Origin of the sequence: Kitasatospora sp. NPDC057692 (assembly GCF_042799475.1) — a bacterium.
Taxonomy (GTDB): domain Bacteria; phylum Actinomycetota; class Actinomycetes; order Streptomycetales; family Streptomycetaceae; genus Kitasatospora.
Genome location: NZ_JBHVIV010000026.1, coordinates 87,213 through 99,245, shown reverse-complemented (window position 1 = coordinate 99,245; position 12,033 = coordinate 87,213). Strand labels below are relative to the sequence as shown.

General features: G+C 73.8%; 8 protein-coding genes and 1 riboswitch. Of the genes, 4 read left to right on the top strand and 4 right to left on the bottom strand.

Annotated features, from left to right (window positions below; genetic code table 11):
* Positions 1-242 precede the first annotated feature (242 nt).
* Together ACFVFS_RS17110 and ACFVFS_RS17105 are read left to right on the top strand one after the other, a co-directional pair.
* Positions 243-947 (top strand): vancomycin high temperature exclusion protein, encoded by a 705-nt coding sequence (locus ACFVFS_RS17110; protein ID WP_380624851.1) that lies wholly within the window; start codon positions 243-245, stop codon positions 945-947.
* 52 nt (positions 948-999) lie between these two features.
* The gene (locus ACFVFS_RS17105) at positions 1,000-2,406 is read left to right on the top strand and encodes a DNA polymerase IV (RefSeq protein WP_380624843.1); all 1,407 of its coding nucleotides are present in this window, start codon (positions 1,000-1,002) and stop codon (positions 2,404-2,406) included.
* A gap of 150 nt (positions 2,407-2,556) precedes the next feature.
* On the opposite strand, the gene ACFVFS_RS17100 is transcribed toward ACFVFS_RS17105, so the two are convergent.
* The gene (locus ACFVFS_RS17100) at positions 2,557-4,047 is read right to left on the bottom strand and encodes an MFS transporter (RefSeq protein ID WP_380624841.1); all 1,491 of its coding nucleotides are present in this window, start codon (positions 4,045-4,047) and stop codon (positions 2,557-2,559) included.
* A gap of 147 nt (positions 4,048-4,194) precedes the next feature.
* Positions 4,195-5,379 carry a PRC and DUF2382 domain-containing protein gene (locus tag ACFVFS_RS17095; protein ID WP_380624839.1) on the bottom strand — a complete coding sequence of 395 codons (1,185 nt, stop codon included), beginning with the start codon at positions 5,377-5,379 and terminating at the stop codon, positions 4,195-4,197.
* A 215-nt stretch (positions 5,380-5,594) separates the two neighbouring features.
* A riboswitch (glycine riboswitch) is annotated at positions 5,595-5,698 on the top strand.
* Between the two features lie 240 nt (positions 5,699-5,938).
* On the opposite strand from ACFVFS_RS17095, the gene gcvP reads away from it, so the two are divergent.
* Positions 5,939-8,839, top strand: a complete 2,901-nt coding sequence (gcvP, locus tag ACFVFS_RS17090) for an aminomethyl-transferring glycine dehydrogenase (protein ID WP_380624837.1) — start codon at positions 5,939-5,941, stop codon at positions 8,837-8,839.
* Positions 8,840-8,926: 87 nt separating this feature from the next.
* Here gcvP and ACFVFS_RS17085 read toward each other — a convergent pair whose 3' ends face one another.
* Positions 8,927-9,118: a DUF5999 family protein gene (locus ACFVFS_RS17085; RefSeq protein ID WP_266273201.1), complete on the bottom strand. Its 192-nt coding sequence runs from the start codon at positions 9,116-9,118 to the stop codon at positions 8,927-8,929.
* A 337-nt stretch (positions 9,119-9,455) separates the two neighbouring features.
* Positions 9,456-10,076, bottom strand: a complete 621-nt coding sequence (locus tag ACFVFS_RS17080) for a hypothetical protein (protein WP_380624835.1) — start codon at positions 10,074-10,076, stop codon at positions 9,456-9,458.
* 369 nt (positions 10,077-10,445) lie between these two features.
* Between ACFVFS_RS17080 and ACFVFS_RS17075 the strand changes: the two genes are divergently transcribed.
* A complete protein-coding gene (locus ACFVFS_RS17075) occupies positions 10,446-11,951 on the top strand; it encodes a glutamate--cysteine ligase (RefSeq protein ID WP_380624833.1) in 1,506 nt (501 codons plus the stop codon).
* Positions 11,952-12,033: the final 82 nt, after the last annotated feature.

Here is a 12,033-nt window from a genome sequence, read left to right as displayed (position 1 = left end):
TGGTTGTGGGGCGGGTGGCGGGGGGGGGTGTGGGTGTGGGGGGGGGGGTTGTGGTTGTGGTGGTTGTTGTGGGGGGGGGTGGGGGTGTGGGGGTGGGGGGGGGGGGTTTTTTTTTTTTATCCCCCCCCCCCGCGCGGGCGGGGGCCGGGGCGGGCCCCCCCCCGCCCCCCACGGCGTCGTCGTGCCCGGTGACACCCGACGAGGGAGGGCACGTGCGGTTCGGAACCGGGATCCCCGGCCTGCTGGCGCGCCGGGCGGTGCGGCTCGGGCTGCGGCTGCGCCGGCGGCCGGCGCAGCGGCGGCTGTTCCAGCTGGTGACGGTCGGCTGCGCGGTGGCGCTCGCGCCCAGTGCGTGGCTGTGGCTGGCGGCGGGGGACCGGGTGGGCACGGTGGCGAGCGCGCCCCCGGCCCCGGTGGCGGTGGTGTTCGGCGCCGGGCTGTTCGACGGCAGGCCCTCGCCGTACCTGGCGCACCGCCTGGACGCGGCGGTGGAGCTGTACGGGACCGGGAAGGTCCAGGCGGTCCTGGTGACCGGTGACAACAGCCGGGTGAGCTACGACGAGACCGACGCGATGCGCGACTACCTGGTCGAGCACGGGGTGCCGGACGCGCGGGTGGTCGGCGACTACGCGGGCTTCGACACCTGGGACTCCTGCACCCGGGCGCACCGGATCTTCGGGGTGGACCGGGCGGTGCTGGTGAGCCAGGACTTCCACGTCCGCCGGGCGCTGGCGCTCTGCGAGGCGGCGGGCATCGAGTCGTACGCGGTGGGGGTGCCGGAGGTGCGGGACGCCACCTGGCTGTACGGCGGGCTGCGGGAGATCCCGGGCGCCGGGAAGGCGGCGCTGAACGCCTGGCTGCGGCCGGACCCGCTGTTCCTCGGCCCGAGCGAGCCGGGGATACCGCGGGCGCTGGCGGAGGCGGGCCGGGAGCAGGCGGCGCGCTGAGGCGGGGGCCGGGTTCGGCGGTGTTGTCGGACCCGTGCGGCATGATCGGCAGGTGCGGTCACTGCCGAGCATCATCCACCTCGACATGGACGCCTTCTTCGCGTCGGTGGAGCAGGCGGCCAAGCCGAGCCTGCGCGGCAAGCCGGTGATCGTCGGCGGGCTGGGCGGGCGCGGGGTGGTCTCGACCGCCTCGTACGAGGCGCGGCGGTTCGGGGTGCACTCGGCGATGCCGATGGCCCAGGCGCGCCGGCTCTGCCCGAACGCGGCCTTCCTGGCCGGCCGCTTCGAGGCCTACCGGCAGGTGAGCGAGCTGGTGATGGCGCTGCTGCGGGAGCTGTCGCCGCTGGTGCAGCCGCTGAGCCTGGACGAGGCCTTCGTCGACCTGGAGGCCGGTCCCTACGGCCCGGTGCTGGCCGAGGCGGAGCACGGCACTGGGGAGCGGCTGGTGCTGGCCCTGGCGGAGGACCTGCGGGCGGACATCGAGCGGCGCACCGGGCTGACCGCCTCGGTCGGTGCGGCCGGGTCGAAGCTGATGGCCAAGATCGCCTCCGAGCGGGCCAAGCCGGACGGCCTGGTGCTGATCGAGCCGGGCGAGGAGCGGGCGGTGCTCGGGCCGATGCCGGTGCGGGCGCTGCCGGGGATCGGTCCGGCCACCGAACAGGTGCTGCGCCGGGCCGGGCTGAACACGGTGGCCGAGCTCGCCGAGGCCGGCGAGGCGGAGCTGGTGCAGCTGCTGGGCAAGGCGCACGGGGCGGGCGTCCACCAGATGTCGACAGGACTGGACGACCGGCCGGTGGTGGCGGACCAGGACGCCAAGTCGGTCTCGGTGGAGGACACCTTCGAGGTGGACCTGGCGGACCGGGACCGGGTGCTGCGCGAGGTGGAGACGCTGGCGCTGCGCTGCGTGCGGAGGCTGCGCGGGGCCGGGCGCTCGGGGCGGACGGTGGTGCTGAAGGTCCGGCGCTTCGACTTCTCGACGCTGACCCGCTCCGAGACGCTGCGCGGTCCGACGGACGACGAGACGGTGATCGTGGAGACGGCCCGGCGGCTGGTCTCGCAGGTGGACATCACGGGCGGGGTGCGGCTGCTGGGGGTCGGCGTGGCGCAGCTGGCCGACTACACCCAGGAGGACCTGTTCGCCCAGGCCGTCCGGGAGGAGGCGGAGGCCGCGGCGGCGGCCGGGGCCGGCCCGGAGGAGGAGCCGGAGGCGGCCGAGGAGGAGGCCGCGGTGGTGCGGCGCTGGCTGCCCGGGCAGGACGTGCGCCACGCGGAGCTGGGGCCGGGGTGGGTGCAGGGCAGCGGCGTGGGGCGGGTGACGGTGCGTTTCGAGACGCCGTGGAGCGGGCCGGGGCGGGTGCGCACCTTCGCGGTCGAGGACCCGGCGCTGGAGCCGGCCAGGCCGCTGCCGCTGCGCGAGGGGTGGCCGGTCGCGTCGGGGGAGGACGCGGACGGGGAGTAGGCCCGGGGCGGGACGCGAAGCGGCCCCACCCGGCAGGGGGGCCGGGTGGGGCCGCGTGCGGTTCCGGGCCGCGGACGGTCGCGATGCCCTCGGCGACCGTCCGGGTCCGGTCCCCGCGCCCTGTCCCTGGGCGCGGGGTCGGACGCCTCGTCAGGCGTCGGTCTTCACCGGCTTCCGGCCGGGGGTCAGGTCCGCCGTCCGGTTGCCCTCGGTCACGACGGCGGCCGGCTTGACGGTGCGGATGAGGAAGGGGACGGCGCCGGCGACGACGCAGACCACCGCGGCGGTCCAGAAGGCGTGCCGGTAGGCGTCCAGGGTCGGCAGCGAGACCGGGATCGGCAGCTTCATGGTGTCGCCGGTGAGGATGGCGGCCATGACGGCGGTGCCGATCGCGCCTCCGACGGTGCGCAGCACGGCGTTCATGCCGTTGGCGATGCCGCTCTGCTCGACCGGGACGGCGCCGTTGATGTAGGCGGGCATCGCCGAGAAGGCGAGGCCGATGCCGAGGCCGAAGATCGCCGAGGAGAGGTAGATGTCGCCCTCGTGGCTGTGCCGCAGGGCCAGGTAGGCCATCGAGACGGCGCCGAGGACGCCGCCGAGGACCAGCGGCGGGCGCGGGCCGCGGCGGGCGATCAGCAGGGCGCCGAGCGGGGCGGCGACCATCGAGCCGAGGGCGGAGGGCAGCAGCATCACGCCGGCGTGCAGCACGGTGGCGGTGAAGCCGTAGTGGGCGAGCTTCTCCGGGGTCTGGGCGAAGTTGCTGATGACCATGAAGGAGCCGTACATGCCGAAGCCGATCAGCAGGCCGGCGAGGTTGGTGAAGGCGACGGCCGGGCGGGACATCATCGCCATGTCGACCAGCGGGTGGGCGACCTTGACCTCGATGACGCCCCAGATCAGGGCGACCACGGCGGCGACGGCGAACAGGCCGAGGGTCCTGGTGGAGGTCCAGCCCCAGTGGTTGCCCTGGCTGACCGCGACCAGCAGGGCGGAGAGCCAGGCGGCGAGGGTGAGCGCGCCGAGCGGGTCGGCGCCGCCGTCCTTGTCGGTGACCGGGTCGGTGGGCACCCGCAGGGCGACCAGGGCGACCGCGATCAGGCCGAAGACCAGGCCCATCCAGAAGATCGACTTGTAGCTCCAGTGCTCCAGCAGCAGGCCGGTGGCGACCAGGCCGAGGCCGCTGCCGACGCCCATCGAGGCGCTGATGGCGGCGACGCCGCCGGTCACCTTCTGCTTGGGCAGCTCGTCGCGGACGATGCTGATGGCGAGCGGCAGCACGCCACCGCCGGCGCCCTGCAGCACGCGGGCGACGACCAGCCAGGTGAAGGAGTGGGTGGAGACCGCGAGGGCGGAGCCGGCGACCAGGCCGGCGAGGGAGATCAGCAGCATCGGCTTGCGGCCGCGCAGGTCGCCGAAGCGCCCGAGGAGGGGGGTCAGCACGGCGGCGGACAGCAGGTTGGCCGTCATCAGCCAGGTGATGCTGGAGCCCGAGACGCTCAGTTCCCTGGCGAGCGAGGGCAGGATCGGGACGACCGCGGTCTGCACCACGCTGAACGACAGCATCGCCAGGATGAGGGCCGGCAGGACCCGGGCGCTGCTCTGCTTCTCGGCCGCGGTGGTGGGCTGTGGTGCCTCACTCACGGTTGCTTCCTCCCGTACATAGTGAATGAACTGAAGTAACCATGCAGGGAGATACTTCAGTGTGTCAAATATCCATAAGTTAAGCCTTGGTAAAAAGGAAGGACCCCGGCCGTGGCGGCCGGGGCCCCGGGGTGGTGGGGGAGAGGGTCAGGCGAGCGGGCGGGCCGGCACCGGGCGGGCGGGCGGCGGCGCGGTCGGGGCGGCCGGGGAGTCGTCGTGGATCTCGACCTGCTCGCGCCGAAGCTCCTCGCGGACCACCTCCTCGGTGGTGTACCGCTCGACCACCAGGCGGACCCTTTCGAGCGGCGCCAGGTACTTGCGGACCACCGGGCGCTCCTCACGGAGGGTGATCTCCTCCACGGCGTCGGCGATCTCCTTCTCGTCCAGCGCGGCGCGCTCGGCCTCGCCGACCGGGATCCGTTCGACCCGGACCCGCTCGTGGACCACCGGGACCCGGCGCTCCACCTGTTCGGTGGTCACGTACTTGCGCAGTCTGGCGGTGCCGATGACGTGCCACTCGGTGGTGACGTCCAGGCGCTCCTCGCGGCAGGTGATCTCCACCGGGCGGGTGGGGGCGGGGTCGGTCGGGCCGCCCTCCGTCCGGGCCGCCCGCGGCTGAGGCTGAGGCTGCGGCAGCGGTTCGACGGCCGGCGGAGGCGGGGCGGGCGCCGCGCTGGGAGCGGCGGGAGCGGCGGCGACGGGGGCGGGAGTGGTGGGAGCGGGCGGAGCGGGGGTGCCGGGCGCCGCGGGGGTGACGGGCGCAGGGGTGGCGAGGTGCCGCACGGGGGCCTCCGGGGTGGGGTCGGCCGGTTTGCCGAGGTCGGCTGCCCGGTGGAAGGTGAGTTGCTTGGCCGGGCGGTCCGCGCCGGTGCCGTTGGTCGCGCCCGTCCCGTTGGCCGGGCCCGTCCGGTTCGCGGCGGGCGCGTGCAGCGCCGCGGTGCCGGCGCCCGCGGTGGTGCCGAAGTCGAGGTCGGCCGGTTCCGCCCCCGGGCCCTCGCCCGGCGACGGCCGTCCGTCCGCCGGGGTGTCCAGGCCGTAGTAGCGGTAGAGCTGGAGTTCCTGGGCGGGCGACAGGTGCTGGCCCACGCCGAAGTCCGGTGACTCCTTCACCAGGGACTTGTCGTAGGGCACCCGGAGCTCCTCGCCGGAGAACTCGCTCGTGGTCAGGGGGACGAAGGCGTCCCGGCCGAAGATGCCGGTCCGGACGGCGGCCCATTCGGGGCGGCCGCTGGCGTCGTCCAGGTACACCTCGTCGATGGTGCCGATCTTGTCCCCGTTGCGGTCGACCGCCTTGTGGCCGATGAGGTCCCGGGGGTCGATGTCGGTCTGCACTCTTTCTCCTCCAGTGCGGTGAGCTCGCGGAACGCCCGCGGGACAGTGCCACTTCACACCAAATGCCATGAACCGGACGTGCGCGAGCGGGGTGCGGCCGGACGGGCCCGGGGCTGAGCCGGCCGGGTCACCGCCGCCGTCAGCCGCGAAGTCGCCGAAGGACCTGACGCACCCGTGATCGCGGCGCCTCCCGCTGGTACCCTGGGCGCGACCGCCGAGCCCGCTCGGGAGAGTCCCCGACAGCGGAAGCCGCTGGTCGGGGCGCCGAAGGAGCAACTCCTCCCCGGAATCTCTCAGGCATCCGTACCGTGCGGGATAGGTCACTCTGGAAAGCAGGGCAGGATCGCGGGCGAGGGAGCCGGCGGACCCCACCCTCACCGACGGTGCAAGCCGGCGGGGCGTCCCACGGCGCTCCGCGCGGGCGAAGCTCTCAGGTCCCGATGACAGAGGGGGAGGCCTGTCGGGTTCGTCCGACCGGTCCGCTCCGCTGTTGTCCGCAACGGCGAGGCGCCCGGCGTGCGCACCCCCGCCGGTCCGTGACCAGGAGGCCTCGACCACCATGAACGCCCAGCCGAACTCGGGACGCCCCACCACCCCCGCGACCCTCACCGAGCTCGAACAGGCCAGCCCCTTCGAGACCCGCCACATCGGCCCCGACGCCGCCGCGCAGGAGAAGATGCTGGCCCAGGTCGGCTACGGCTCGCTGGACGAGCTGGCGACCGCCGCCGTCCCCGAGGCGATCCGCTCGATCACCGCGCTCGACCTGCCCGCCGGCCGCAGCGAGGCCCAGGTCCTCGCCGAACTGCGCGAGCTGGCCGACCGCAACACCGTGCTCACGCCGATGATCGGCCTGGGCTACTACGGCACCCACACCCCGCCGGTGATCCTGCGCAATGTCATGGAGAACCCGGCCTGGTACACCGCGTACACCCCGTACCAGCCGGAGATCTCGCAGGGGCGCCTGGAGGCGCTGCTCAACTTCCAGACCCTGGTCTCCGACCTGACCGGCCTGCCCACCTCCGGCTCCTCCCTGCTGGACGAGGGCACCGCGGCCGCCGAGGCGATGGCCCTGGCCCGCCGCGTCACCAAGGTCAAGGGCGGTGTCTTCCTGGTCGACGCCGAGACCCTGCCGCAGACCGTCGCGGTGATCAACACCCGCGCCGTGCCCACCGGCGTCGAGGTGGTCGTCGCCGACCTGTCCGAGGGCATCCCGGCCGAGATCGCCGAGCGCGGCGTCTTCGGCGTGCTGCTCCAGTACCCCGGCGCCACCGGCGTGGTCCGCGACCTCGCCCCGCTGATCGAGCAGGCCCACGGCCTGGGCGCGATCGTCGCCGTCGCCGCCGACCTGCTCGCCCTCACCCTGCTGAAGTCCCCGGCCGAGCTGGGCGCCGACCTCGCCTGCGGCACCTCCCAGCGCTTCGGCGTGCCGATGGGCTTCGGCGGCCCGCACGCCGGCTACCTCGCGGTGCGCGCCGAGTACGCCCGCTCGCTGCCCGGCCGCCTGGTCGGCGTCTCCGTCGACGCCGACGGCAACCGCGCCTACCGCCTGGCCCTGCAGACCCGCGAGCAGCACATCCGCCGCGAGAAGGCCACCAGCAACATCTGCACCGCCCAGGTGCTGCTCGCCGTGATGGCCTCGATGTACGCCGTCTACCACGGCCCGGACGGCCTGGCCGCCATCGCCCGCCGCACCCACCGCTACGCCGCCGCCCTCGCCGAGGGCCTGCGGGCCGGCGGTGTGGAGCTGCTGCACGGCGAGTTCTTCGACACCGTCACCGCCGTCGTCCCGGGCCGCGCCGCCGAGATCGCCGCCGCCGCCCGCGCCAACGGCATCAACGTCTTCCAGGACGGCGCGGACCGGATCTCGGTCTCCACCGACGAGACCACCACCCGCGAGCACCTGGCGGGCGTCTGGGCCGCGTTCGGCGTCGAGGGCGTCGAGGTCGCGGAGAACGCCGACGCGCTGCCCGCCGCGCTGCTGCGCGAGGACGAGTACCTGACCCACCCGGTCTTCCACAGCTACCGCTCGGAGACCGCCATGCTGCGCTACCTGCGCCGCCTGTCGGACCGGGACTACGCGCTGGACCGCGGCATGATCCCGCTGGGCTCCTGCACCATGAAGCTCAACGCGACCACCGAGATGGAGTCGGTGACCTGGCCGGAGTTCGGCCAGCTGCACCCCTTCGCTCCGGTCGACCAGGCCGAGGGCTTCCTCACCCTGATCCGCGGGCTGGAGCAGCAGCTGGTCGAGGTGACCGGCTACGACGCCGTCTCCCTCCAGCCGAACGCCGGCTCCCAGGGCGAGCTGGCCGGCCTGCTGGCCGTCCGCGCCTACCACCACGCCAACGGCGACACCCGGCGCGACGTCTGCCTCATCCCGTCCTCCGCGCACGGCACCAACGCCGCCTCCGCGGTGATGGCCGGCATGCGCGTCGTCGTGGTCAAGACCCTGGTCGACGGCGACGTCGACGTCGAGGACCTCAAGGCGAAGATCGAGCAGCACCGCGACAACCTCGCCGTGCTGATGGTCACCTACCCGTCCACCCACGGCGTGTACGAGACCCAGATCACCGAGATCTGCGGCCTGGTGCACGAGGCCGGCGGCCAGGTGTACGTCGACGGAGCCAACCTGAACGCGCTGGTCGGCCTGGCCAAGCCGGGCAAGTTCGGCGCGGACGTCTCGCACCTGAACCTGCACAAGACCTTCTGCATCCCGCACGGCGGCGGCGGCCCGGGCGTCGGCCCGGTCGCGGTGCGCGCGCACCTCGCGCCGTACCTGCCGAACCACCCGCTCCAGGAGGAGGCCGGCCCGGCCACCGGTGTCGGCCCGATCTCGGCCGCCCCGTGGGGCTCGGCGGGCATCCTGCCGATCTCCTGGTCGTACGTCCGGCTGATGGGCGGCGAGGGCCTCAAGCGCGCCACCCAGGTCGCGGTGCTGAACGCCAACTACATCGCCAAGCGGCTGGCCCCGCACTTCCCGGTGCTCTACACCGGCCCCGGCGACCTGGTGGCGCACGAGTGCATCATCGACCTGCGCCCGCTCACCAAGGAGACCGGCGTGACGGTGGACGACATCGCCAAGCGCCTGATCGACTACGGCTTCCACGCGCCGACCATGTCCTTCCCGGTGGCCGGCACGCTGATGATCGAGCCGACCGAGTCCGAGGACCTGCACGAGATCGACCGGTTCTGCGACGCGATGATCGAGATCCGGGCCGAGATCGAGAAGGTCGGCTCCGGCGCCTGGGCGGCGGACGACAACCCGCTGCGCAACGCCCCGCACACCGCCGCCACCCTGGCCGGCGACTGGGCGCACGGCTACACCCGGCAGGAGGCGGTCTTCCCGGCCGGCGTGAACCCGGCGGACAAGTACTGGCCCCCGGTCAGCCGGATCGACGGCGCGTACGGCGACCGCAACCTGGTCTGCTCCTGCCCGCCGCTGGACGAGTACGGCGTCTGACCGGCGCACGGCACACGGCAGGGCCCCGGCGGATCCGTCCGCCGGGGCCCTGCCCGTCGCGTTCGCTCCCCGTGGCGGTCCGGCGGCTCAGACCGCGCTCGCGGCCGGGCGGCGCGGGGCGATCACCCGGCCGTCGGGCAGCAGTTCACCGGTGTCCTCGAACAGCAGGACGCCGTTGCAGAGCAGGCTCCAGCCCTGCTCCGGATGACAGGCCACCGGGACGGCGGCCTCGCGGTCCTCGGACTCGGCCGACGGACACTCAGGACGGTGCTGGCACATGCGTACCCTCGCTTCGCTCTGCGATCCTCCCCGTGATGCGGTGCCGCCGGTGGCCGACGGGCGCCGCCGCGGTGGTCGGATCCTGTCCGGCGCCGGGCCAGGTGTGGACCGGCGCTCAAGTGGGTAGGACAGGAGGTCCTTCCACGCTGGTTCCCAGTGTCGGCATCTGCGGACGCGCGCGCAGCGATTTCGTGACATGCGCCACAACCCCCGGCCAGAGATCACCCGTTCAGGTGGTCGAGTGGCCGGGACGGCGCCGGACGGGCCATCCGGCGGACGGCCCGGACGGGCCATGCCGGATGGCCCGTCCGGGTGGTGGCGGGCCGGGAACGGGACCTCAGAGCGCCCCGGAGGCGAGCGGGGCGGAGTCCGGCGCGCCGAGCAGCAGCGGCCGGGGGGCGGCCGCGGCGCGGGCGACGGGGGTCCGCGCCAGCAGCGGCAGCAGCTCTGCGGCCGGGTGGGCACGGTGCGCGGTGACGCCCATCGGCGCCGGGGCCAGCGGGATCAGCAGGTCGGCGCCGGGGCCGCCGTCCGGACTGTGCAGCCACAGGGCCGTCGCGTACTGCCCCGGGAAGGTCAGCAGCCGCGGCTGGCAGCGGGAGCGGGCGGACTGGGCGAGCTGCCAGGCCTCGCGCAGCGCCCGGAGCGTGGAGTCCAGGTACGGACCGGCGGTGAAGTGCGAGAAGGTGTGGCCCTCGGCGCCCTGCACCACCTCGGCGGCGGCGGCCACCTCGGTGCCGTCCTTGATGAGGAAGCGCCATCCCGTCCGGCGGGCGGCGGAGAGTTCGGCCCGCGGTCCCTCCAGGACGTGGACGGCGAGCGGGTGCGCGGGGAGGAGCGGCCCGGTCGGATGACGCAGCGCGGCGGCGGCCGGTTGGCGCAGCGCGGTCTCCGAGTCGAGCGCGGCGAGGACCGCGCGCAGGGCACTGGGCGGGGGCTGTGGGGTCTGCAGAGTCATGGCAAGGTCGCCTCTCCGTGCGAGATCGGCGTGCGAGTGCGGCATACCGGCATGGCTGGCTGGTGCGTCGGCGGTGACGGAACCTGGGCCTTGTCCGGTTGGGCAGGATCGCGGTGCCGGCGCGGCCGTGGTCGCCGGGGGTCTCGCGGCGATGGCCGGCCGGGCCGTGGCGCAGTGCGAATTCTACTCGAACAGGTGCGCAGGGTGACCTGTTTATCACAGGCGGTGGCCCCGGGCAAGTCGGTAGATGCGCTGAAACGGCATCAGTTTCCTTGCAATGCAAGCCAATAGAAGCTCTCGGGTATCGATCTTCGGGGTGGGCATGATGCTTGCACGGTCGGGGGCCGGCCGGCTCAGGAGGAGGAGACCATGGGCGAGAAGGTCGTGGCGACCCGGGCGGACCTGTCGGACCGGCAGATGTACCGGCGCAAGCTCCAGGCCTGCCTCGACGCGCTCGGCCGGATGCTGCGCGAGGACCGGTTCGACCGCCCGAAGGGCGTCATCGGCGTCGAGATCGAGCTCAACCTGGCCGACGAGCAGGGCCTGCCGCTGCTGAACAACGCCCAGGTGCTCACCGCGATCGGCTCCGCCGACTTCCAGACCGAGCTCGGCCGTTTCAACATCGAGGTCAACATCGCGCCGCACCGGCTCTACGGACACGTCTTCGAGGACCTGCGCGAGGAGCTCGACACCGGGCTGAAGTACGCCGACCGGCGGGCCGCGGAGGCCGGCTCGCGGATCGTGATGGTCGGCATCCTGCCGACCCTGGAGCTCGACCACACCGGGCTCGACGCGATGTCCCACAACCAGCGGTACAGCTTGCTCAGCGACCAGATCCTGGCCGCCCGGGGCGAGGACATCACGCTGGACATCGAGGGCGTCGAGCACCTCCAGCTGGAGTCGATCACCATGGTCGCCGAGGCCGCCGCGACCTCGCTGCAGCTGCACCTCCAGGTGACGCCGGAGCGGTTCTCCCCGGTGTGGAACGCCGCCCAGGCGATCTGCGGCCCGCAGCTCGCGCTCGGCGCCAACTCGCCCTTCCTGTTCGGCCGGGAGCTGTGGCGCGAGACCAGGCCGGTGCTCTTCCAGCAGGCCTGCGACACCCGTTCGGCGGAGCTCAAGGCCCAGGGCGTGCGCCCGATCACCTGGTTCGGCGAGCGCTGGGTGGACTCGGCGTACGACCTGTTCGAGGAGAACCTGCGGTACTTCCCGGCGCTGCTGCCGATCTGCGACGACGAGGACCCGGCCAAGGTGCTGGCCTCCGGCGGCGCGCCGCGGCTGGCCGAGATGCGGCTGCACAACGGCACCATCTACCGCTGGAACCGGCCGGTGTACGACGTCAGCGGCGGGGTGCCGCACCTGCGGGTGGAGAACCGGGCGCTGCCGGCCGGGCCGACGGTGGCCGACACGCTCGCCAACGCCGCGTTCTACTACGGCGTGGTGCGGGTGCTGGCCGAGCAGTCCCGGCCGATCTGGACCAGGCTGCCGTTCGAGCGGGCCGACGAGAACTTCCAGCAGGGGGCCCGGTACGGCATCGACGCGGTGTTCCAGTGGCCGCGGCAGGGCCGGGCCGGGCGCGGCGGCGGACTGGCCACGGTGTCCGCCGTCGACCTGGTGCTCAACGAGCTGCTGCCGATGGCGTACCAGGGCCTGGACGCGTGGGGCGTCGAGCCGGCCGACCGGGACCGCTACCTGGGCATCATCGAACAGCGCTGCCTGCGCCGCACCAACGGCGCGTCCTGGCAGAGCGCGACCTTCCACCGGCTGTGCGAGCAGTACGGGATGGAGCGGCCCGCCGCGCTGGCGGCGATGACCCGCCGGTACATGGAGCACAGCCGGGGCGGCGAGCCGGTGCACACCTGGCCGGTGGGGTAGGACCCCCGCGTCCCCGGGCCCCCGGCCCGCCGGGCGCGCTGTGGAAGGATGATCGCTCCGCTCCGCCGACGGCCGTCCGCCG